The following is a 23,890-nucleotide window of genomic DNA, read 5'->3' as shown; positions in this document are numbered from 1 at the left end:
CTTAAGTTCTTGCTGAAATTACATATTGCTGCGTTGTTGGTTTTAACAATGCATCAAATACAACAGGTTCATATAAGGGGTGAATATTTAGATAAGCCTGAATACTTAAACATAATGCGCCCATATTATGTCCATCTAATAACATCTCTACCCGTATTTGTCTTAGCCGAGGTTCATGAGCTGCTATTGATTGCTCAATGGATTGGCAAATTTTATCCCGATCCAGAGGGTTGGCTGTAGAAAGCCCCACAAAATCAATAATCCCGAACTGAAGTATCGATTTTTTTACAAGTGGATAGTCATCAATCACATGATCTAACTTTGCTACCCGACTATTGAGCAAATCTTCTAAATCCTTTGCTACAGATTCTCTTAATTGCTGAATAGAAAGACCTTTTGCATAATCTTCACTTTCTGGAATTAAGCGATCAAATAAAGTTGAACGAAATCCGTATGGATAAAGCCGATCTAAGTTCATTCGAGTTCACAACAAAGTATATTTAAAGACAGCAGAGGCTAACTTTATGTCAGCCTCCACCAAATATTCACTTAAATAATTACGCTGCGTAAGAAGCTGTATTATTAGAAAGTGACCATTTCTTAGTAACAGCACCTTTAGCAGTACCGTTAATATCTTGTTGGTTATAAGTCCACTCAACAGCAGCATATTTCAAACCGAATGCTTCTGTAGGAACGCCTTCTTCGTTAACAGTTGGAGTTACACTAGAAACTAGAACGTGCTTCAATTTGATTTGTAAGTACTTGATACGTTTATCGCCATTTGCACGATAGAAGTCGATTTGTACTTCATCAAATGTATAACCAGCTGAACAAGCTTCCCATAATTTAGGGCTAGTTGCGTCTAAGTCTTTCACGAAAACCATGTCAGAATGTTCAACACGTTCAGCAGTGTGGCCGCCTACACTACTTGAAGTAGCAGATTTAGGTTGACGGATGTTATGAGACCAAGAGTTAACTTCTAACCAACCTTTGTGCTCAGAATCACGAGATTCTCCATCAACTTTATATTTACCGCGAAACTCAACGTATATATCCTTCATTTAGAACTTTCCTATTTTTAATTTAAAGTTATTCTTTAGCTGACCTTGATTAATTTGAGGACTGAGGTAACTCAGTGACAAGTCGTAAAGAAACCGACAACTCATCCAGCTGGAAATGTGGTCGCAAGAAAACCACAGATTTGTAGTGACCTGGTTGAGCAGGATCTTCTACAACTTTTACAGATGCTTCACGTAACGGGTATTGAGCTTTTGCTTCTTGAGAAGCACCATCGTCAAGTAAGACATACTGTGACAACCACTCATTTAAGAATGCTTCAACATTTCCAGCAGAAGCAAAGCTACCCACTTTATCTCGCATCATTGCTTTTAAGTAATGTGCAATACGTGAAACAGCCATGATGTACTGAATCTGACTTGATAAAGCCGAGTTTGCATTGGCTGTATCATTGTCATATTTTTTAGGTTTTTGAGTTGATTGCGCGCCAAAGAAAGCTGCGTAATCTGTATTTTTACAATGTACTAACGGAATGAAGCCTAGATCGCTTAACTCTTTTTCACGGCGATCCGTGATTGCAATTTCAGTTGGACACTTGAATACCACTTCGCCATCTTGTGTTTTAAAAGTATGTACTGGCAAGCCCTCAACTAAACCACCACCTTCAACACCGCGAATAGCAGCACACCAACCATGCATATCAAATGCATTTGTTAAGCGAGTACCAAAAGCATAAGCTGCATTCATCCACAAATATTCATTGTGGTTTTCACCAGAAACATCTTCAATAAAATTAAAGCCTTCTGTCGCAGTACCTTCTTTTGGATGATATGGGAGACGACCCAAGACATGAGGTAAAGTCAATGCAACATAACGTGAGTCTTCACTATCACGGAACGAACGCCATTGAACATATTCAGCGGTTTCAAAGATTTTTGAAACATCTCTAGGACGATCAATATCTGTAAATGATTCAAGGCCTAAAATGCTCGGACTAGCAGCTGAAATAAATGGTGCATGTGCTGCCGCTGCAACATGAGAGATTTGCTCAAGCAAATACATATCAGATGGAGTACGATCAAACTCAAAATCACCAATTAATGCTGAGTATGGTGCACCACCAAAAGAGCCGTATTCTTCTTCGTAGATTTTCTTAAACAAAGTGCTTTGATCAAAGTCTGTAGCACCTTGGAAATCTTTTACCAACTCTTTCTTAGTCGTATTGAGCATACGAATTTTAATGAGCGGATTTGAAGGCGTTTCCTGACAAAAGTAATAAAGACCACGCCAAGTTGACTCAATTTTTTGGAATTGTTCATTGTGCATGATCTGACTTAACTGCTTTGAAATCAGAGCATCAATTTCTGCAATACGCTTATCAATTGATAAAGTCATATTTTCAGAAACAGTAATGGTTCCTGCCATTACTTCTTTAGCAAGCTCACCAATTAAGCTTTTAGCACGAGAATGTTCTTCTTCATTTCGTGCAATACGACTTTGTTCAACAATCGAATCTAAAAGATTAACTTCTTCATTTTCAACAAGTGGCATTGCTGCTGATTGAGTATTATTCATGATCGGCCTCCGCACTTAATTTACGGATTTGATCAGTATTTTTAAGAACCTCATCAAGCAGATCTTCTAAACGCTCACTGTTTGAAATTTTGTTTCTTAAATCGGTTAAACGCTCACGCGCCTCAACCAATTTCTTTAATGGATCAACTTGCTGTACAACATTTTCCGGGCGAAAATCTTCCATTGATTTAAATGTTAAATCAACAGCCATTTTACCGCCTTCTTCTGTCAACGTATTGTCTACTTGAAAAGCAGCTCTTGGAGACAGAGATTCCATTACTTCATCAATATTATCTAAATCGACATTAATGAATTTTTTATCTTTTAATTTTGTACGCTCAAGCTCAGATGCAGCTGAAAAATCACCCATTACACCTACAACGAATGGTAGTTCTTTCGCTTCTTTCGCATCACCAATTTCGACATCATATGTAAGCTGAACACGTGGAGGTCGAATTCGCTGAAGCTTCTTTTGTACGCTTTCTCTCTTAGCCATAAGATTCTATTCCGGATTATTTAATTAAAGGGTCAAAAGGCGAACTTTTTGATTTATTGACAGTGGCTGCAGGTGCAGTTTTAGGTTTTACTGTGGTGGCCTTTGCTGGACTTACTACTCGTTTATTTGACGTTCTAGAAGCACTCACTTTATTACGCGTTGCGTACTGTTTTTTATAACTTCTTTTTTCATTATCAGTAGAACTGCTTTCCGAGTTGTTAGTTTTGAAACTCGATGGATCAGGAGCCGGCATTGCAGTATGAATATTTTCAACTAACTGCTTTGCAGGAGGATATGTTATGTCATTCGTTAAATATCGCATTTCCTGATTACGCATTTGTTGCAATGAATTATTTGCAATGCTCACACCAGATAAAAATAAGACATCAGTGATTAATGAACCGCGTATATTTTGACTTTGCAATTGACTTGCTAAATTCAATGCTTTAACTGGTTGATTGGTTTGATAAAACCGCATAGCAGCTTTAGCTAATAAATCATTTTTTTGAGTTGTATTATCACTATCACAAACTTGTTTAAAAATATTCAATAGCTCAGGGTCATTTTGGCCTTCTGCTAGAGGATTCTTCTTAATACAACTTTTTTTAAGTTTTACAGGCTCTAGTTCTGCTGCTTGAGCATATGATAGACCGATAATGTTTCCAGTCAAAAAAAGTATCAAAATACTTCGTTTCAACACAACTTTCATTCCTCTGTTTTCTTATTTATTCAAGGCCTTACCGAAAAGTTAATATTTTTAGAATATTAAAAAATCAGTATAAAAACCTTATATTCAAAAAATTTAGTCGCAGTTTAACATATAAATAAACATATTTTATATAAAAAACATATTAACTTAAACTAAAAGCTAATAGTTAAGATGCCTATAAAATATAGCTTAATAAAGTTTTTCTTATAAAAAAATAATATTGTTAATTTTTGTAAATAAAAATAAATTATTGATTTTTATTAGTTTATTTAAAAATTAAACTAAATTAAAAATTGATTTAAATATCATGAGATTAGGCATTATGAAACATTTTCTTAAGAATATTTAATCATAAATGGCATCTAAGTTAATCCTATTTGATTAGTATCGATACAGCCCACTTTACAAAAAGACAGGCTCTACATAAAGTCCATAAAGTTGTCAAGACTAATCTGTCTACCTATCATATTTTTTTAAAATTAATTTAATGCTTCCTTAGCACTAAAAAACATACTTCCCTACATAACCATAAATTTTCTATATTTTTTGCTTAAACATGGCTTTAGATAAAAATTACAAGTAATTATTTTTGGTTCTTGTAATGGCTCAGACCAAGAGAAGTTTATTCAACCTAAATTTTATTTTCTCAAAAATTGTAGTTCTTAACTTTATAGCTCATATGAATTACCAATTTTTTCAAAGAATTAATACTACCCACCAGTATCCAAAATATCTGGCTATTTTGGCTGATATAGATACCCTCATAGCTATAAAAAAAGTAATATTTTTAATCTGCGAATTAATCATGACTTGAATAACAAATAGATTGGTTCATTTATGCTGCTTTATACAAAAAGTACATTGTTGGCAATGATTAGCGGCAGCTTGAGCGCTAATATAAATCAAATCAATTCATCGATTGATTGCATAGGTTAAGATTGTTAGAAGAGAATATGGTCTGAAATATTAATCGATAAATTTTATTTAGTACCGTCTATACATCACAATTCCACTATTAACATACTTTTTTAATTGCAGCTTTGCTCTGCTTACTTTCACTCATTCCCGTTTTAAAGGAGAAAACCAATGTCTAAACAAATGGATCAGGCCATTCAAAGTGTCATTGATTTACATGTTTTGATCGAAAATGTTTTTACAGGTCAAAATGCAGAACAAAGTCTCACACCACTTTTAAACAGTTTTGATCAAAATTTTAAGATGGTTACGGTTCAAGGTCAGAGTATTGGTTTAGCTGAAGTTAAAAACTTACTTAGTCAAAATATTGGAAAGAAGCCCTCTTTAAAAATCACTATTCTTAAAAGCACAGCCTTATACGAATTTGAAAATTACTGTTGGGTGCAATATCAGGAACATCAGCAAACAAGTGAAACCGAAACAGTACGGACTTCCACAGCCTGCATTAAAGTAGAAGACGAAAAATGTTATTGGGTTTATTTGCATGAAACTTTAGTTCCCTCATCTTCTTAACTCATCTAGAGCACCTTAAAGATGGCACCTATTTTGCTTAACAATATTACGTTTTATGAAAATCGTAATACTGATCAAAATGGGGAGCTCTCGATATGGGTTATGTTGCAAAGGAATTTACGCAAAAGAACAAGCTGATTCTCAGTATTTGTTCTTTCGTTATTCCAATATGTCTTTGGTGCGCAATTAGTTACTTACCTTTTGTTTGGCATCCTCAAGTACAAATCACAAGTTCAGGCAGTGTTCCTTACTTACAAGTAGGAAGTCGCGTTGATAAAAATGTGTTCTATCTCGAAGCACAAAATGCAGTCAATCGAGATTCTGCACCACCACAAGGTATTTTAGTCAATCCAATTTATTTACCCGCTCCCCATGAAGTCGCTAAGGCTTTGGTCACCGCATTTACCACACCACCTGAACAACCTGATTCGCCATGGTTTCATCAAAGTTTATGGCACAGTATTAAACTGGTATTTTCAGCTTTTTTTATCTCTTCCTTAATTGGGATTCCACTGGGTATTTTGTGTGGTTTTTCTAAGCGGATATCCCTGTTAACAGAACCGTTTGTCGAGTTTTTCCGTTACTTACCTGCACCTGCATTTGGTGCGCTTGCAGTGGCAATTTTAGGGATTAATGACGCACCTAAAATTGCCATTATTGTGATCGGCACTCTTTTTCAGCAAATTCTCATTATTGCCAATACCACACGAATGGTTGATCGAAGCTTAATTGAAGCTGGTTATACGCTTGGCACCAATAAGCTCAAAAGTTTATTTCACGTGGTGATTCCTGCTGCGTTACCTGATATTTACCGTGACTTACGTGTGCTATTGGGCTGGGCATGGACCTATTTAATTGTTTCAGAGTTGATTGGTACGACCTCGGGTATTACATGGTTTATCACCCAACAGGCACGCTATCAAAACTTTGACAATGTCTATGCGGCTATTTTGATTATTGGCGTGATTGGGCTGGTCTGTGATTGGGTATTAATGAAATTAGGTGAGCGGATGTTCACTTGGAAAGTAGGAGCAAAATAATGAACGATTCAACATTTAACGCACATGAATACTTTCAAAAAATTTATGAACGTCCTGTGATTTTAGAAGCTAAACAACTGAGCCAAGTTTTTAAGCATGGTCAAACTGAACGCACTGTTTTAAATAAGCTCGATTTAAAAATTCATAAAAGAGAATTTATTTGTGTGATTGGCCCTTCTGGCTGCGGTAAATCGACGCTAAGCCGTGTTATTGCAGGTTTAGACCCCTACCGTAGTGGAGAAGTTTTAGTAGACGGCGAATGTATTACGGGGCCATGTCCTGAACGCGGCATGGTGTTTCAGGGCTATACCCTTTTCCCTTGGAAAACCGTAAAAGAAAACGTGATGTTTGGTCCGCAAATGCGCGGGGCTAGTCAAATGACAGCCGAAGCTCAAGCACGCGAATGGATCAATATTATTGGTTTAGAAAAATATGAAAATCAGTATCCGCACCAACTTTCTGGTGGCATGAAACAGCGCGTTGCGATTGCTAGAGCTTTGGTTAATCAACCTAAAATATTACTCATGGATGAGCCTTTTGGTGCACTCGACCCGCACACCCGTCAAAAAATGCAAAAGCACTTAATGGATTTATGGCAAAACATTGATATCACCATTATTTTTGTGACCCATGACATGGATGAAGCCATTTTGCTGGCAGACCGAATTGTGGCACTCAAAGCCAACCCGGGTGAAATTAAGGAAATTATTGAAGTTAATTTACCTCGCCCACGCTCACTCGATTTAATGAGCACACCTGAGTTTAAACAGCTCCGTTCACGGGTAGATTATCTGGTACATGCTGAAGAAGACGAGCTTGACCCTGCGTTGCAAAACTTACCAAAAATACCGCGTATGACTCAGGTCAGTACAGAAAAATAAGTAAGACATTAAAAAGCCCAAGTTCAACTTGGGCTTTTTGCTTTATGGAGCTTATTTGAGTTGTTCGATGAGTGTTGGATAAATCAACCCATCTACATTTTGTTCAGTTTTATAAATACCGTTTTCGACGTTAAATTTATTGACGTGATAGCTAGAGCCATAAATCGAGTCAAAGCCTTGAGATTTAGTAAATACTTTTTTATTGGCATTGATATCTAATAGATGCGTACCGCTGACCATCAACTCATATTGCTTTGGATCAACCCCTGAACGGTTTGCCATAATTTTAACCGCATCGGCATGGGTTGCAGGGTCATTAATATATTTAACTGTTTTATCCCACACTTGAATGATTTTTTTCCATTCGTCTTGATGAGCTGTTAAATGACTCATGTTGACTGTTAAGGTGTCGTAAATTAAACCCGGCTTGTCTTTAGAGGTATAGATAATTTTAGAGCCTGCCACTGCTTTTAATGCCTGACCTGCAACGGGTTGCCAAACAGCAATCGCGGAAATATCTGGGCTATTAAACACTTGAGGTAATTGGTTCGTCGCTGAATTTACCAGCTTCACCTCATTCGCTTTAATGTTATGGTCGGTTAAAGCTGTTGCTAATAAAAGATGGTCAACCAAGCCTTTTTCGACACCGATCGATTTTCCTTTTAAGTCTTGAATGGTATTAATGCCCTCTTTTGCAATAATGACATCATTGCCCGCGGAATAATCCGTTGCCATGATCATCATGCCTTGCGTACCACCCGAAGCTGTTACCAAGTTATCGCCATTGGTGACCAACACAGCGTCGAGCTGATTTGCCGAAAAGGCCGAAAGAGAAGCCGAATAATCAAACCATTTAAACTCTACATTTAACCCTGCTTCTTTTAACCAGCCTTTTTCAATAGCCACTTGCCAAGCCACCCAGCCCGGCCAATCACTATAGCCGATGGTAATTGGTTTTGTATTTGCGGCTGCCTGAGCATCTTGTTTAGCCTCGGGCACTTTAGCCGTATTGTCACATCCACCCAATACAACTGCCGATAAAATAGATACGGATAACAACGCTTTTTTAATCATATAGAAACTTCCCCAACATTTTTACTAACGACACTTTGAGCGGTTTGATTGAGTGACTGTATGTAAGCTCGCCAACCTCCAAAATGGCTAATATCGATTGCATCCTGAATGGCATACGCTTCGCAAATAAAGCCTTTAACCCATGTACCATCTTTTAGTTTCAGGTTCCCAATACCAAGTGGTGCAGGTACTTCAGCCACAATGGCTCCAAAATTTGCTAAAGGAACATCCCACACTTCGACTTCAATTGATGTCCCTTCTGCATCACATTGCAGGCCTGGCTTTGGTGGTGTGGTATTTTTTAAAGCAAAGAGTTTATAAGCATCTGTCGTCTGAGTTTTCTTGAGCAAAGTGGCATTACGGCTAGTGAGCTGAAAATTAAGGGGCATGCCTGTTAAATGTGCTCCCACAACGGCAAGCTGTACTGAATGATTCGAATGGATTTTTATACTTTTTTGATAATGTTGAGTTGATTTACCTAAACTCAGCGATGTCTCGGTTTGCCAAAGCTGCGCAAAATTGGCGAGTGCCTGATCGTGCCAAGCTGGTGCAATAAAGGTTACGCCGCTTGGTAGACCGTCTTCACGAAGTACATTAGGTAAAGCTAAAGCAGAAAGATCGGCAAAATTAACAAAGTTGGTATAGGCCCCCATGTGTGCATTTTTAGTCAACGGGTCGGCTTCAACTTCGGCAATGGTGTAAATGGTTGGCGCTGTCGGAACCATCAATGCATCAAAAGGTTGTAAAGCCAAATTAATTTTTCGAGCTAGTACGGCGCGGTTATATTCGGCTTGAAGTGCATCTGTTGCCTTGAATTTATCTGCCTGCGCAATAATCTGGGCAATGACTGGATGAGCCTTTTCACGTGTTGTCATGCGTTCAACGGCGACTGTTCTTTCCGCTACCCAAGCATCATTATATAGTGCGGCAGCAAGTTCATTGAATGCACTGAAATCAATACTCTCAACGTCATAGCCCAGTTTTTTTACACGCTCGACTGCAACTAAAAAGGCTTTTTCAGATTCCAGATCGCCATAAAACTCAAGCTGAGCCGGAATAGCTATTTTTCGTTTAGAAAACTGAGTTGGTACATTAGCTGGATGTACTCGTGAATATTCATCTGTTTCATCATAGCCCTGCATTAAATTCGCAATGGTCCACGCATCATCAATATTCAGTGCAAAAATAGAAATGACATCAATGGTTCGACATGCAGGAATTAGACCTGTGGTAGAAAACCAGCCTTTTGTCGGTTTAAGGCCCACAATATTGTTATGGCCCGCAGGAACACGCCCTGACCCTGCCGTATCTGTCCCTAAACTAAAAGGTACAATACCGTTGGCAACCACTACTGACGAACCAGAACTTGAACCACCACTAATATATTCGGGGTTAAAACTATTTTTTACTGCACCATAGGGCGAGCGAACGCCAACTAGTCCCGTTGCAAACTGATCGAGATTAGTTTTACCAACCACAATTGCCCCTGCTTTTTTTAGTTTGGCAACGACGGCAGCATCTTGGTTTGCTAAATATTGAACCTCTTTACAGGCAGCAGTAGTGTGAAAGCCAGCGACATCAATGTTGTCTTTAACTGCAAATGGCACACCATATAGAGGTAGGTCAGTAATATTCTGGTCTTTTAAAATATCAATTTGCGATTGAATCTGCTCGTTCGATGCAATTTCAATCCATGCATGATCATCATTTTTAATTTCTGCCACATAGCCAATCAGATCCTTAAGATGGATTTGCCCGTTTTGATATGCTGTTTTCCAGTCTTGGATGGTCCATAAATTTTTCAACACGCTACTCCTCATTTAGTCATTTTGTTGTATAGGCGGCATGACGGCATCCATCAGTTCTAGATGTCCTTTGATCACCCCTTTCAGCACAATAAATTGCTGGCTAATTTGTCTAAGCTCAGAACTCGCGCCCTGCATTAACATGACTTGTAATATCTTTTGTTGGTCGAGCTGAATATGAAGTGAACTAATCACCTGTGCTAAAAACTGTTGTTGCAAGTCAACCAATTGATTGCGCAAGGTCATTTGGCTAGCGTCATAAAGCAGCGTTAATGTGCCCACCATGACTTCATTGGCCTGTGCTTGCTCTGCAATCAGGTGTTTATTAATCATGTCGACAATGGCTTGCGAGCGACTTTCATAGTTCTGCTCGACAATTTTTTGGTCGAGCGCGTTGAGGGTCGATTCAGGTACGGTAATACTGATTCGAGCCAACTTTCGTTTCGGCACAGTCTTATCCTTTTGCTTTATTCGGATGATTGTTTTGTTTGATATATACGCCTGCGCGTACGCTAAGCAATTCGACTAAAAATGCTTTTAAAGTTTGCTTTGGTTTAACCACAGGTTTTACATCGTTCATATCGCACCTCTAGCTTGGTATTACCAAATTCAGTTTTTGTATTACTGATAAGAGATGCAGAAAATGTGCCAGTTTTTAAGTGTGTTTTGATGGATTAAACGGGTATTTATGAGTGTTTTTTGGGCAGAAACATTCAAGTTGTGCAAAATCAGGGCAACAAAATACATTTGCTATTTCGAAAAAAGCTAAACCAAGAAAGCATTAAGAAATATTAATTTAATTGAACAAATGAGTTTTAATTTAAAATTATTTTGTCATATCATATAGTTATTCAATATATTGTCATTAAAGTATGAACTATAAGCTATATTATTGGGCAGACGACCTAAATTTTTATTTTTCAGATAATCATATAGCTTCTGAACAAGCTATAGAAATAAAGCGTCTTAATTTTTTCATTGGTAAAAATAATGCAGGAAAAAGCCGCTTTTTACGCACCCTATACGCTTCTAATAAAAATATTCGTGATAATAATTTTTATGATGCTACATCAGAAATATCTACCTTAAAAGAATTAGTAGAAAATGAATCCAATAGTATTTGGATGGGTAATGGTAGCTCTAGTTCATACAGAGCAGACTTATTAAATTATATTAATGACATACTTGAAACTAAAGTATTTCCACGTGTTAGATATAAGGATTATTTTTTAAAAAACTTTGAGAAAATAAAATTATATCGTATAAAAGATAAAGAGATTTTTACTACTATCACTCAACAAATAAGCACAAAAATTGAGGAAAATGATTTATTAATCGCTAATGATAGTGGAAAAAAATATATTCCTATATTACGCGGTATGCGACCTGTTATAAACGAGAAAAATAAATTACCTTATCTAGAACGTACACAGAAAGACTATTTTAATAATCAACATGAATATAGTTCTACTAATATCATTACTGGTGAACTTTTATATGAAGACTTAAAAATTCATTTATTAGGTGAGCCAGAGCAACGTGATCTAATTAAAGATTATGAAGAAAAGCTTAGCCAATACTTCTTTGATAATGAACCAGTTTCACTTATTCCAAAGCATGATCAAGATGTTGTTAATATTAAAATAGGAAAGGATAAGCAATTCCCTATTTCACAATTAGGTGACGGTTTACAACAAGCTATTATTTTAACTTATGAAGCTTTCACTAAAAAAGATGAAATCTATTCCTTTTTTATAGAAGAACCTGAGTTGCATATGCATGCTGGCATGGTTCGCCAACTCATGAATTTTTATTTAAATGAAACTAACCATTATTATTTTTTTACTACACACTCGAATCATCTTTTAGATATGGCAGATGAGTCAGACCAAGTTATTATCCAAAAATTTGTTAAACAACCTAAATCTGAAAATCCAAAAGAATTTGAATTTAAAATTTACCGTTGTGATAGAGATCGTGACTTACTCGCTTCATTAGGCGTAAAACCCTCATCAGTCTATTTAGCCAACTGTACAATTTGGGTTGAAGGCATAACTGATCGTCTTTATATCACAAAATATATGGAAAAATATTTAAGTGAATTAGAAAATTCGGATCTTGAGCAATATAAGAAATATCGACGCTTCATGCCCAATTACCACTACACATTTGTAGAATATGCAGGAAGTAACTTAACACATTGGTCTTTTAGTGATGATTATGCGGATCATTTAGAAGATAAAGGCTTAAGTGCAAAAGCTGTTGCAAGTGAAATGCTATTAATCGCAGATGGCGATATTCAAGGAAAAGCTGATCGTGTGAGAATCTTAAAATCTGAATTAAACAAAGAAAATTATTATATTTTAGAATGTAAAGAAACAGAAAATACTTTGCCCAAATCATCAATAGTTCGAGTAGCAAAAGTCCGTTTTCCTCGCATGAAGCCTGAGACTAAAAAGAGTTATGATATTTCACTTATTGACAGTATTACTGATGAAAATTACTTTGATCATGCAAATTATGGAATTGGAAAATTAATTGATTCAAAAATAAAGAAACCGTCTTCTACTACAAAAAAACTGCATTTGCAGATGGTAATGGTGTGGGGACTATAAAATATAAGTTAGATTTTTGCCGCGAAATAATTAAAGATTTTGATGAAAACCCTGACTGGCAGCTTACCCCTAAGGCAAAGGCACTTTGTGAAAGAATTTTTAAGCATATAGAAAAATGTAATCAATAAGCTAACCCTATGGTGACTGATTAATCATCGTATGTGCCCATACCGATAAAGACTCTAAAACAGGCTTAAAAGATTGGCCTAATTCGGTCATTTCATAAACCACTTTAATCGGTGCTTTTTCACCATAAACGGTTCGAGAGATTAAGCCACTTTGCTCTAATTGTTTAAGTTGAAGGCTTAAGGTCATTTCTGTGATGGTTGGCATTAATTGATTGATTTCATTAAAGCGTTTTGGCCCATCTTTTAGATAATACAAAATCACGCATTTCCATTTTCCACCCACCAAATCCATAGCCATACTGATATGACATGGATAGGTTTTTCCATTCATGCTGATTTCACATTTATTTTCAGTTTTTGCCATTTTTAAACGCTACCTATCAATTTTGATAGTTATTGTACGCCCATACTATAAAAATTATAGTGACTATTATTTTTATAGTTAAAAGGTATGATTATGGCTTTACTCATTTTGGCTCATCCCTACTACGCTCAATCAATTGCAAATAAAACGATTGTGAGTGAACTCGTAAAAACCTATCCGGACCTTGAAGTGCGAGATATTTTCCAGCTTTATCCGGACTATAAAATTGACGTAAGTGCTGAACAAAAAGCGTTGTTACGCCACGACACGATTATTCTGCAATATCCAATGTTCTGGTTTAATATGCCCGCAATTTTGAAGCTATGGTTTGATGAAGTTTTTACTTATCAGTTTGCTTATGGCTCTCAAGGCGACAAATTAAAAGATAAGAAAGTCATTATTAGTATGACAGTCGGGCAAAAAGAAGCCGATATGGTGAACGACCGAGAAAACTTAGCGGATAGTTTTTTAAAAGCGGTTCAATATTCAATTCAATATACACAAATGCAATTAAGCGCTACTTACTTGCTTTATCACGTATCGCCTTTATCGGGTAACCCAGAGTCGAAAATTAAATTAGAAGCTGTTGAACATGGCCATAAAGTATTAAAACATTTGACCGAAGCATAATAAAAAAAGAGAGCATCAATATCGATGCTCTCTTTTGGTTTAAGCGACTGGTGCCAAAGTAAATAGCACTTGTCCTGTTTTTACGGTTTGCCCTTTTTCAATGGTAATGGTTTCTACTTTCATGCGTTCCGGCGCAATAATCGGAATTTCAATTTTCATTGCTTCAATTACTGCAAGGGTTGCACCTTCTTCAACAATATCTCCTGATGCACATTCAATTTTCCAGATTGAACCCGGCATGTGTGATTCGACTGCACAGCCTCCTTCAGGAATAACCACGGTTTCACCTTCATCAACAGCATCTAGGCTTTCAGAAATATATTCTTGCAAACCTGCTTCGTGCCAACGGCGGCGCTCAGCCTCAAAGTTAGCTTGTTGCATGTCTTTAAAGGCTTGAATGCTGTCTTGATGTGTTTTTAAAAACTCGTTGTATTCTTTTAAGTTAAGCACACCATCTTCAATACGAAGTTGTAGACGCCCCGCCTTAAAGTCTTCACGCATTTGCAGAAGTTCAGTCTCAGAAACTTCATAAAACTTAACTTGGTCAAAAAAGCGCAGTAACCATGGTTTGCCTTCTTCGAAGTTGGCATTTTTACGGTAAGGGCTCCACATTTGGGTCGTGCGACCGACAAACTGGTAGCCACCCGGCCCTTCCATACCGTACACACACATATACGCCCCGCCAATGCCGACCGCATTTTCAGGTGTCCAAGTTCGCGCAGGGTTATATTTTGTGGTCACTAAACGTTGGCGTGGATCGAGTGGCGTTGCAACGGGTGCACCTAAATACACATCGCCTAAACCCATCACCAAATAGTTTGCGCTATAAACCACATCTTTAACTGCTTGCTTAGAAGCTAAGCCATTAATACGACGAATAAACTCGACGTTATCTGGGCACCACGGTGCATCTGGACGAACAATTTGTGTATAGCGCTCGGTGGCAAGTTGAGTCTGCGAATCTTCCCAAGCCAAAGGCAAATAGACAGTCCGTGAAGGCACCTGCATATTTTGAATGTCGGGTAATTCGGCTTCTGCTTGTTGAAGTTTCTGTAAAAGCTCAAGTTGATCAAGCTGGATTGAATCAAAATGAATTTGCAGTGAACGAATGCCCGGTGTTAAGTCGATAATACCCTGAATGTTTTGATCTTTGACCCATTGCATGAGTGCATGAATACGGAAGCGTAAATTTAGGTCAAGTACTAACTCGCCATATTCCACCAACAAATAGCTATTTCCTGCTGGTCGATAGGTCACGCTTGGTAAGTCAGCTTTACCGTCTAAAGTGGCTAAAACTGCATCTTTTAAAGTGTCGGGTTCTGATTGAATGGTTGGGTTGAAATCGATTTGTGTTGTATCAGTCGAGGTTAAACTTTGATGATATTTTTGATCGAGTGCTTTTGCTTGCGCATAACTCACGGGTACAAATTTGACCTTGTCGCCTGCTTTTAGCTGCCCGATTTTCCAAAGTTCGGAATGAATGACTACCGCAGGGCAAACAAAGCCACCTAAGCTCGGACCATCTGGACCCAGAATAATTGGCATATCGCCCGTAAAATCAATTGCGCCAATGGCATAAGCATTGTCGTGAATATTGGAAGGATGTAAGCCTGCCTCACCACCGTCTTCACGTGCCCACTCTGGTTTTGGGCCAATTAAACGAATGCCTGTGCGGCTTGAGTTATAGTGAATTTCAAACTCATTGGCAAAGAAGGTATCAATATCTTGTTTAGTGAAAAAATCTGGTGCGCCATGTGGCCCATACATGACGGCAATTTCCCAGTTTTGGGTAAAGCTAGGAATTTGCGCTTGAGCTAAAGCTGTAGTCGATTGAGCGGAATATTCAGTAATTGGCAACATATCGCCAATTAATAAATTACGGCCTGCATGTCCACCAAACTGCCCTAAAGTGAAAGTCGCCTGTGACCCTAAATACTCAGGAACATCGAAACCACCTTTCACGCCTATATAGCTACGGCAACCTGAACGGATAATCCCACATTTTAAAACTTGACCTTTTTTTACATTGATGGTTTGCCACATCGGCACCAGTTGGCCATCAAGTTTTGAAGGCATATCACCGCCCGTAATCACAATTTGGCTGTCGCAGTGAAACTTTAAAGTTGGCCCTTGCAAGGTACATTCAAGCCCTGCCGTATTTGGCTCATTGGCTAGAAGCTGGTTTGCCACAGTTAAACTGAGTGGATCGATGGCACCTGATGGCGGCACCCCAACATCCCAATAACCTAGTCGACCTGTTACATCCTGAATGGCGGTTTGAATGCCAGCCTGCAACACCTCAATTTTTTGAGTTTTCCATTCAAAGGTATTTAAAAATCGAGTGGTTTGAGTACCTAAAGCAAACACATCACAAGCAATAATGTTTTGTAAATATTCTAAATTGGTTTCGATGCCAGCCACCTGCGTGTTGGCAAGACTAGCACTCATTGCCTGTATGGCTTGGTCCCGTGTTGCAGCAGTCACAATGATTTTGGCAATCATTGGGTCATAAAAAGACGATACCGTTGAACCTGTTTCAACCCATGTTTCGACTCGGGCTTGCGGGTCAAATTTAACGTGTGTAAGCAGGCCTGCACTCGGCTGGAACTGTTTAATTGGGTCTTCGGCATAAAGACGAACTTGAATGGAATATCCTGTTGGCTCTAATTTTTCTGTTGGTGCTAACCAGTCACCGCTTGCCAAAGTAACCATCCATTCAACTAAGTCGACACTAAACACTTGCTCAGTCACGCCGTGCTCGACTTGCAAACGCGTGTTGACCTCTAAGAAATAAAATTCTTGGGTTTCGGTGTCCATGACAAACTCAACCGTGCCTGCCGAGCGGTAGTTCACCGACTGCATGAGTTGAATCGCAACTTTTTGAAGGTAGTCACGTTGCTGTTCATTTAAGTGTGGCGCGGGTGTTTCTTCAATGACTTTCTGATTACGGCGTTGTACCGAACAATCACGCTCACCTAACGCTAAAACTTGCCCTTTCCCATCACCAAAAATTTGTACTTCGATATGGCGTGCGTGTTGTACAAATTTTTCTAAATACAAACCTGCATCTTTAAAATTGACCTGAGCTAAATAAGACACGGTTTGATAAGCATCTTTTAACTCGGTTTCATTCCAGACCAGACGCATGCCAATACCCCCACCGCCCGCGGTACTTTTCAGCATGACTGGATAGCCAATACGGGCCGCCTCGGTTAAGGCCTCGGCTTCATCGGCAAGTAGTGAGCTGCCCGGAAGTAGAGGTACATTACTTTTAATAGCAAGTTCACGTGCAGTATGTTTTAAACCAAAGTCGAGCATTTGGCTTGAAGTTGGCCCAATAAACGCAATGCCTTGGCTTTCGCACAAATCACAAAACTCAGCATTTTCAGACAAAAAACCATAACCGGGATGAATGGCTTCTGCTCCCGACTGTTTTGCTACTTCAAGGATTTTTTCAATATTTAAATAACTTTGATGTGCAGGTGCAGGGCCAATCAGAAAAGCTTCATCGGCCAAAGTCACGTGTAACGAGTCACGGTCAGCTTCGGAGTAAACTGCAACCGAAGCGATCCCGAGTTTTTTAAGGGTACGAATTACACGACAGGCAATTGCACCGCGGTTGGCAATCAGAACTTTTTTAAACATGCTTACACCCCTTCCGCTTCACGGACAACCAATTGAATTTTGGTTGGGTTATATGCATTACATGGGTTATTGAGCTGCGGACAATTTGAAATTAAAACAATCAAATCCATTTCCGCCCGAACTTCGACGTATTTCCCCGGTCCTGAAATTCCATCATCAAATTTAAGCTGGCCGTCTGGTGTAACAGGCACATTCATAAAGAAGTTAATGTTTGGGCCGATGTGACGGACATTTAAGCCATGCTTTTTTGCAATCGGGTGTTTTGCCAAGGCATACATAAAGTTGTTACGGCAACTATGCATTGGGTAGGTTTCATGTGCATAGCGAACTGTATTACTTTCACATGAGCAAGCACCGCCAATGGTGTCATGGCGCCCACAGTTATCATCATGAATAACGGCAATTGGACGGCCCAAGTTACTGTAGAGTTTGGTGCCCTTTTCTAAATAGATTTGTTGGTTGATAGCCAAGGTATCCATTGCGCTATAACGCTCAGTCGGGTTTTCTGCACTCATAAATAAAGTATCGACTGCTTGGTTTCCCTCAAGGTCAATAATTCGAAAATATTGGCCTTTTTTAACCTCACACATCCAGGCTTCGCCAGCAGGACAAACTTCATTTAAAACTGCTTTTTCAAATGATTGTAAAACTGTCATGATGCTTCTCCTGATTTAAATATTGCTAAGTGCGTAGTAGCGGGCTGTGTTTTGAAACGCGCGCTGATTTTGCGAACATGCATCACGACAAATATCGCTGTCTGTTAGTGAATTGGCTTTAAATAAACTGAGTTGAATATCGGCAGGTTGATAGCTTGGGCTAGTGTCTAAACCATGCGGCGCAGCAGATAAAAATACTAAGCAGTCCATTTCAAAGCGCAGTTCAATGCTTTGATTGGTGTTATCAGAACTGACATAAGACAAAGCACCGTTTTCATCTGGTGCAACTTTAGAAAATAGGTTAACCGTGGCACTCAGGTCTTGGCTGGCAAGTCCGTATTTACACATTTCAATCAATAAGCTGTCTAAGCCGTTTTGGTACATATCATTGCGGGCATCTTGAAATGTACGAGTACCGAATTGCTTTTCAATTTGTTCTGGTCGGCTTGGGCCACAAAGTGCATCATTCCAACCATGATCATCACGAACAATGGAAGCCATGACACGGCCAAGGTCTGAGTACAATACATTGGAAGCTTTTAAATAGGCGGTGTGTTGCCCTTTTAAACTGTCGGGCATGTTAAAACGTTCAAGCACATCGGCAGCATTTACACAAAACAACGAAACATTTGCCTGAGCGCCAAGCGAAGTAAATCTAAGAATAGTTCCCTTTTGAATACGACCCGACCAGTGATGTCCTCCGGGTAAAAGTTCGGTCCAAATCGCCTGATTGTTATGATAACTTGCAGTGTTCATAGCTACTCCTGTCGGATAGTTTTAGACTTCCTCCCGGGCTTTTATCCCTCCGTGTAGTTCGCTAGGAACCGTGAACTCTCGGTCCAGACATACTGTAAGTATCGGAACCCTAGATCACTTTTGATTGTTTAAGACTATGCAAAGGACATGCCAGCTTAGTATTACGTTTTTGATTAAAAGTAATACTCTATTTGAGCAAATTGGGTGCGCTTTAGAATGGAAAATAAAAAAGCTGCACTAAAAATTGTGCATCTTGAAAATAAAAAAAGCCCCTTTTATTAAGAGGCTCTAGAGTGAAATTATAAGGCTGAGATTTTTAAGGAAGCAGAATCACCTTACGGCAGTCCTCTTCTCTTTCATTAAAAATGCGATAACCTTCTGCGGCATCTTCTAATTTCATTCGGTGGGTAATAATCGTTTCAGGTGTTAATTCACCACGCTCAATCAATTCTAAGAGTTGCGGTAAATATTGATGCACATGAGTTTGGCCCATTTTAAAAGTTAAGCCTTTATCAAAAGCATCACCAAATAAGAAACCATGAATTGGACCTGCATATACGCCCGGTACACTCACCACACCACCACGGCGAACCGCGGCTATACATTGACGAAGCGCTGCGCCACTTGAACCTTCAAGTTTTAAATTGGTCAGGACTGTTTCAATAACACTGCCCTTTGCCTCAAAACCAATCGCATCAATCACCGCGTCGACCCCACGGTAATTGTCCGTATTTTGAATAATAAATTCGGCTGCATCGACTTCATCAAAATTAACCGGAATAGCGTCATAGGTTGCCGCCGCATAGTTCAATCGATATTCATTGTGATCGACCATAAATATTTTTTCAGCCCCAAGCATCTTGGCACAAGCAGCACTTAATAGCCCGACCGGACCAGCACCATAAATTGCAACGGTTGAGCCACGTTTCACTTGGGCATTGGTCACGGCTTGCCAAGCCGTAGGCAAAATATCGGTCAAGAAAAGTACTTTTTCATCTGACAGTGAGCCGGGTACTTTAAAAGGTCCTTTATTGGCTTTTGGCACACGCACATATTCTGCTTGCCCGCCCGGTACACCGCCGTAAAGATGACTATAGCCAAATAAAGCTGCACCCGGTGGAATCTGCTTTTTATTGATAATCGCGCCGCGCCCTGTATTGGTGGTCTCACATGCAGCGGTTAAGTCGAGTTGGCAAAAGAAACATTCACCACAGGCAATCACAAATGGTACAATCACACGGTCGCCCTTTTTTACTTGAGTGACGGCTGGACCGACCTCTTCAACAATGCCCATGAACTCATGCCCAAAGATATCGCCATGTTCAGTCTTTGGGATTTTGCCTCGATATAAATGTAAGTCGGACCCACATATCGCTGTGGCAGTCACACGTAAAATAATGTCATCTGGTTCTTGTATAATCGGGTCTGCAACCGTTTCTACTCGAACGTCTTCTGCACCGTGGTAAGTAAGAGCGCGCATTTGTTATTCCTCTATTTCCTATAATTGTCATTTGATTATGAGGAGGCTTTCTTTACGGTTTGCAACGATTGTTATTTTTCACGTAAGGCATATTGCTCAAATGCAAATGAGTTAAGGCTCCACTTCTAACAAAAAACGTGCAATATAGAGATGAAATCACGCCGACAAACTAGAATTCCACCCTAGTGAAAAGCATGCTAATATCCAAATTCTGACAATTACTCATGTCAAATTTACTTTAGAGGGAACAAGATGTTAAAAACTCAAAAAATCAACATCATACAAGAATTTGATGCACCCGTAGACAAGGTCTTTGCAGCCTTAAGTGAACACGAAAACCTAAGTAAACTTTTTGCCCCTGCTAAAGTCACTCGCATTAGTAATGGAAAGGATGCACGTAATGGGGTTGGCTCTGCACGCAAGATGTCTATTCCGTTTACACCTTCATTTGTTGAAACAAATTTAGTCTACAAAGAAAATGAACTGATCGAGTACGCAATTACAAGCGGCATTAGCCCAATTAAGGCACACCGTGGTGTGATGCAATTTACTGACTTGGGAAATAACCGAACTCGTTTAAATTACACCATTAGCTTTAAAGGTCGCGTTCCTTTTATTGGCCCAATTATTAAAGCGGCTTTACAAAATGGCGTGAGCCGTGGCCTTAAAAAACTTAAGTTTTAATAGTCCCATACCCACTAAAAAAGCCCAGTGATGGGCTTTTTTTAGTGTTTCTAGATTTAACACTCAGACAGCTTTCTTAAAAAATAATCTAATAATTTATCTCGTTCATCTGTTTCCTCTTTACTTAAAAGCTGAACCATTGCCCCATCAATCACAAACAAAAACATGTGAGCATCTTCCATTAAAGCTGTGGGTTTGACGGTTAAAAGTAGGCCATGTATTTGGGTCACTAACCAGTTTCTATAATCAACCACTACTTTGTAGGCAGTGGGATAAAACTTTTCAATTTCAAAAATGGCCTTAAAAGGCAAACGGTACAGCCCTTCGAGGTTGGCATGGAGATAAAATATTTTTCTCAGCTTATCAAACACCATAAGTTCACGATAAGAATGAATAATAGAAAATACCTCTTCTTTTAATCCATCTTTTTGAAAGGTTAAGCACATTTCAATGAGCCTTTCTTTTGAATGAAAATGGTTATAAAACGTGGCTTTGGTCACCTTAGATTCGGCAATAATTCGGTCAATACCGACTTTATGAAATCCATATTGGTTAAATAAATCTTTTGCTGTATGAAGCACTCTGAGTGCTCTAAATGAAGCTTCTAAATTTGGCATAGTTATACCGTTTAAAATAATTTTTTGTTGTATATAAAAGAGATAAACATACCGTCACTCTTAAATTGAGTGCTAAATACAGGCATGCAAAAGCCGCACAATAAAGATGTGCTCGCCTATCTCGGGTTTATTGTTGCTATGATTTTTTAGTCGTAACGATGTTTAGGTGTAAAAACCTAGAGTCGGTTAAACCAATTTATAGAGTATTTAAACGGTATAAATAGAGAGATTTTGGCAAAGGCCAAAAATTGAGAAGAATTAGTACGCATAGCGGACTCCTAGATGAAATAGAAGTTCTACCAGATCACTGCTAAATGATTATGGTGGCAGAACGAAGAAGGGTTAGCAGACCAGTCATCTAGGAACTGGCACGCCCGAAGGCGTCCCTCCTCCGTCCTACCGCTACGAAGGGGGACGAACGAGTTCACCACCAAAAAATTACTTTTTTGATGTTCTAGATGAAAACGGTCTGCTAAAACCGACTGGCAATGTAGGCCAGCAGGCAAAGGATAGTATTCGCTATTGTTGGCGTCAAGCGTAGGAAATGACATTTGTTTTAAAATAGATCATTAAAAAGTAAGGGGAAATAATTCAGCTTTTCCCGTTAAAAATTAGTTTATAAAACACAGAAATTAACTATCGAAAATGGGCCAATATATTCATAGAAAAATAAGAATATACCTTTCATGCTTTATTAATTTGATAGCTATCTAGCAAACTATAGATTAGCTTTAGATATGAATTATGTATTTGAATTATTTTTAATATATGTCTTTTTAACGTAACGAGAATAGTAAAATGGAATATACTTAAAAAAAACTAGCCCTTATTAGGGCTAGCTTTTCAATCTTCACACAAATAAAAACTTATCAGCCTACCAGATCATTTACCCCTAGATGGGCAAATTTACCATTTATGATACGACCATCATCTAACTGCACATTTTTAAATTCAATGGTTCCTTCTGACTCATTGACAGTTACACCAGTACAATGATCATTTGTCAATTTACAATTCCATTTCAAATGAATATTTACATTCAATTGATCTTTTTTAGGTCTTTGATACGCTACATTTGCTTTTTTAGTAATAGTATCGTATTTCACCGTAAACTCGAGATCAGACTTATGATCTCTACTCATAAAACGAAAATATTTACTTTCATTTTCTGCATATGCAGCTGCCGCAACTGTCTCATCAATTTTAAAAACTTCACTTCCTGCTGTAACTTGCCCATAAGGAATTTTTTTCTCGAAACCACCTGAGACCTTTAACTGCGGAGATGCAACATATTCAATAGGGTTAGTAAATGAATTATTGATAAATTTAAAGGTAGTTAGACCATTTTCATAATCTGTATTTAATATAAAATCCTGATTAAAATATCCTTTGTATATATAAACTTCTTTTGGCTGTTCATTACTAAAATAATTTCCCTCAGTTAATATGAACCTATCATGTTCAGGATCCAGAGGATTAGAAAAGTTAAAATAATATTCTTTATCTGTGTTAAAAGTTAAGACAGAACTGGTTGTCCAATTCATAAATCTTTGTATTGTCGCCAGCTTACCATTAACGACTAAATCTGATTTAGCTGGATATTCATTAAAACGTTTCGTGTTCCATACTGGCCAATCAGAATTTACTTCGAATTTAATAGAGCCTTTAATTTTGGCAGTCGAAGCAAAGTCAATATTATTTAAACGCCCTGATACAGCACCATTTGCGCTTATAATAAAGTAAGTTTTACCATCACTTTGTTTTTCGAATTTATAAGAGAATGTATCACTACATGAGTTTCGGCATTGGACAGCCAAATGGCCTTTATCATTCTCTGAATAGCTCAAAACCCCAACCTTATCACTTTTGGGATAAAAATAAAGACCAGCCAAATTGTTAATATGCGCAGATAAATCATTACCTGGAGTAAGAATCTCTAAATCCCACATACTATTATTTGAAGCGGATACCTCAATTACACTGTTTGTATGAAATGGTGAGAACTTAATAGTTGAGTTATTAGTAACTCCTGAATTTTCAATTTCAAAATAGCCATGTGCCAAATCTGGGCTTAATACAGACGCTTCTACAATAGGCTTCGGTACAGGTGTATCTGATGTCGCTGAATCATCCCCACTACCTCCACCACCACATGCAGCTAAAAGAATAGAAAAAAGTGCTAAGGGTAATAGTTTTATGTGATTATAAAGCATAAAAAATATTCACTTTT

Annotated in this window: 21 protein-coding genes, 1 pseudogene and 1 riboswitch; of the genes and pseudogenes, 6 read left to right on the top strand and 16 right to left on the bottom strand. The window is 38.3% G+C overall.

All coding sequences use genetic code 11. The features are described 5' to 3' along the window. Nucleotide 1: 1 nt before the first annotated feature. The 5 genes from tssE to GO593_RS13865 form a co-directional block, all read right to left on the bottom strand. The gene (gene tssE, locus GO593_RS13885) at nt 2-478 is read right to left on the bottom strand and encodes a type VI secretion system baseplate subunit TssE (protein ID WP_001047031.1); all 477 of its coding nucleotides are present in this window, start codon (nt 476-478) and stop codon (nt 2-4) included. Nucleotides 479-557: 79 nt separating this feature from the next. Further along, a complete protein-coding gene (locus GO593_RS13880; protein WP_000653195.1) occupies nt 558-1,061 on the bottom strand; it encodes an Hcp family type VI secretion system effector in 504 nt (167 codons plus the stop codon). A 49-nt stretch (nt 1,062-1,110) separates the two neighbouring features. Then, a complete protein-coding gene (tssC, locus tag GO593_RS13875) occupies nt 1,111-2,592 on the bottom strand; it encodes a type VI secretion system contractile sheath large subunit (RefSeq protein ID WP_001066523.1) in 1,482 nt (493 codons plus the stop codon). Beyond that, on the bottom strand, nt 2,585-3,088 hold the full coding sequence (tssB, locus tag GO593_RS13870; protein WP_001119042.1) for a type VI secretion system contractile sheath small subunit: 504 nt from the start codon (nt 3,086-3,088) through the stop codon (nt 2,585-2,587). Before tssB ends, tssC begins: the two co-directional genes overlap by 8 nt. 16 nt (nt 3,089-3,104) lie before the next feature. Continuing rightward, nucleotides 3,105-3,797, bottom strand: coding sequence for a hypothetical protein (locus GO593_RS13865; RefSeq protein ID WP_002135231.1), 693 nt, complete (start codon nt 3,795-3,797; stop codon nt 3,105-3,107). Nucleotides 3,798-4,883: 1,086 nt separating this feature from the next. Between GO593_RS13865 and GO593_RS13860 the strand changes: the two genes are divergently transcribed. The 3 genes from GO593_RS13860 to GO593_RS13850 all read left to right on the top strand — a co-directional run bounded on the left by GO593_RS13860 (nt 4,884) and on the right by GO593_RS13850 (nt 7,206). Next, nucleotides 4,884-5,285: a hypothetical protein gene (locus tag GO593_RS13860; RefSeq protein WP_000043352.1), complete on the top strand. Its 402-nt coding sequence runs from the start codon at nt 4,884-4,886 to the stop codon at nt 5,283-5,285. Nucleotides 5,286-5,380: 95 nt separating this feature from the next. After that, nucleotides 5,381-6,325 (top strand): ABC transporter permease, encoded by a 945-nt coding sequence (locus GO593_RS13855; protein WP_000542522.1) that lies wholly within the window; start codon nt 5,381-5,383, stop codon nt 6,323-6,325. Then, complete coding sequence (locus GO593_RS13850; RefSeq protein ID WP_001000098.1) at nt 6,325-7,206, top strand: ABC transporter ATP-binding protein; 882 nt, start codon at nt 6,325-6,327, stop codon at nt 7,204-7,206. Before GO593_RS13855 ends, GO593_RS13850 begins: the two co-directional genes overlap by 1 nt. 51 nt (nt 7,207-7,257) lie before the next feature. On the opposite strand, the gene GO593_RS13845 is transcribed toward GO593_RS13850, so the two are convergent. From GO593_RS13845 to GO593_RS13830, 4 genes are read right to left on the bottom strand one after another with little or no spacing between them, the layout of a single operon-like run. Continuing rightward, a complete protein-coding gene (locus tag GO593_RS13845; protein ID WP_000591245.1) occupies nt 7,258-8,280 on the bottom strand; it encodes an ABC transporter substrate-binding protein in 1,023 nt (340 codons plus the stop codon). Further along, on the bottom strand, nt 8,277-10,088 hold the full coding sequence (gene atzF, locus GO593_RS13840; protein ID WP_000916843.1) for an allophanate hydrolase: 1,812 nt from the start codon (nt 10,086-10,088) through the stop codon (nt 8,277-8,279). Before atzF ends, GO593_RS13845 begins: the two co-directional genes overlap by 4 nt. A gap of 12 nt (nt 10,089-10,100) precedes the next feature. Further along, the gene (locus GO593_RS13835) at nt 10,101-10,535 is read right to left on the bottom strand and encodes a CopG family ribbon-helix-helix protein (RefSeq protein WP_001126090.1); all 435 of its coding nucleotides are present in this window, start codon (nt 10,533-10,535) and stop codon (nt 10,101-10,103) included. A gap of 4 nt (nt 10,536-10,539) precedes the next feature. Next, on the bottom strand, nt 10,540-10,665 hold the full coding sequence (locus GO593_RS13830; protein WP_001000624.1) for a hypothetical protein: 126 nt from the start codon (nt 10,663-10,665) through the stop codon (nt 10,540-10,542). A 292-nt stretch (nt 10,666-10,957) separates the two neighbouring features. On the opposite strand from GO593_RS13830, the pseudogene GO593_RS13825 reads away from it, so the two are divergent. Beyond that, a pseudogene (locus GO593_RS13825) lies at nt 10,958-12,828 on the top strand (ATP-dependent nuclease). A 7-nt stretch (nt 12,829-12,835) separates the two neighbouring features. Here GO593_RS13825 and GO593_RS13820 read toward each other — a convergent pair. Continuing rightward, on the bottom strand, nt 12,836-13,192 hold the full coding sequence (locus GO593_RS13820; RefSeq protein WP_001140302.1) for a winged helix-turn-helix transcriptional regulator: 357 nt from the start codon (nt 13,190-13,192) through the stop codon (nt 12,836-12,838). A gap of 93 nt (nt 13,193-13,285) precedes the next feature. Between GO593_RS13820 and GO593_RS13815 the strand changes: the two genes are divergently transcribed. After that, on the top strand, nt 13,286-13,822 hold the full coding sequence (locus GO593_RS13815; RefSeq protein WP_001196273.1) for an NAD(P)H-dependent oxidoreductase: 537 nt from the start codon (nt 13,286-13,288) through the stop codon (nt 13,820-13,822). A 39-nt stretch (nt 13,823-13,861) separates the two neighbouring features. On the opposite strand, the gene uca is transcribed toward GO593_RS13815, so the two are convergent. The 4 genes from uca to GO593_RS13795 all read right to left on the bottom strand — a co-directional run bounded on the left by uca (nt 13,862) and on the right by GO593_RS13795 (nt 20,359). Continuing rightward, a complete protein-coding gene (gene uca / locus GO593_RS13810; protein WP_000475262.1) occupies nt 13,862-17,467 on the bottom strand; it encodes an urea carboxylase in 3,606 nt (1,201 codons plus the stop codon). A gap of 2 nt (nt 17,468-17,469) precedes the next feature. Beyond that, entirely contained in the window at nt 17,470-18,123 is a 654-nt protein-coding gene (locus tag GO593_RS13805) for an urea amidolyase associated protein UAAP2 (protein ID WP_000217385.1), read from the bottom strand. 15 nt (nt 18,124-18,138) lie between these two features. Then, nucleotides 18,139-18,879, bottom strand: coding sequence for an urea amidolyase associated protein UAAP1 (locus GO593_RS13800; RefSeq protein ID WP_001090544.1), 741 nt, complete (start codon nt 18,877-18,879; stop codon nt 18,139-18,141). Nucleotides 18,880-18,907: 28 nt separating this feature from the next. Beyond that, nucleotides 18,908-19,003, bottom strand: a riboswitch (guanidine-I (ykkC/yxkD leader). A gap of 192 nt (nt 19,004-19,195) precedes the next feature. Beyond that, nucleotides 19,196-20,359 carry a zinc-dependent alcohol dehydrogenase gene (locus GO593_RS13795; protein WP_001202401.1) on the bottom strand — a complete coding sequence of 388 codons (1,164 nt, stop codon included), beginning with the start codon at nt 20,357-20,359 and terminating at the stop codon, nt 19,196-19,198. 252 nt (nt 20,360-20,611) lie between these two features. Between GO593_RS13795 and GO593_RS13790 the strand changes: the two genes are divergently transcribed. Beyond that, nucleotides 20,612-21,043: an SRPBCC family protein gene (locus GO593_RS13790; RefSeq protein WP_000921218.1), complete on the top strand. Its 432-nt coding sequence runs from the start codon at nt 20,612-20,614 to the stop codon at nt 21,041-21,043. A gap of 56 nt (nt 21,044-21,099) precedes the next feature. Here GO593_RS13790 and GO593_RS13785 read toward each other — a convergent pair whose 3' ends face one another. Together GO593_RS13785 and GO593_RS13780 are read right to left on the bottom strand one after the other, a co-directional pair. Beyond that, nucleotides 21,100-21,660, bottom strand: a complete 561-nt coding sequence (locus tag GO593_RS13785) for a TetR/AcrR family transcriptional regulator (RefSeq protein WP_001133099.1) — start codon at nt 21,658-21,660, stop codon at nt 21,100-21,102. Between the two features lie 869 nt (nt 21,661-22,529). Then, the gene (locus GO593_RS13780; protein ID WP_000966620.1) at nt 22,530-23,873 is read right to left on the bottom strand and encodes a hypothetical protein; all 1,344 of its coding nucleotides are present in this window, start codon (nt 23,871-23,873) and stop codon (nt 22,530-22,532) included. Nucleotides 23,874-23,890 lie beyond the last annotated feature (17 nt).

Source organism: Acinetobacter baumannii, assembly GCF_009759685.1.
GTDB classification, from domain to species: domain Bacteria; phylum Pseudomonadota; class Gammaproteobacteria; order Pseudomonadales; family Moraxellaceae; genus Acinetobacter; species Acinetobacter baumannii.
Note: the sequence above shows the minus strand (reverse complement) of the source record. Positions and strands in the feature narration are given on the sequence as shown.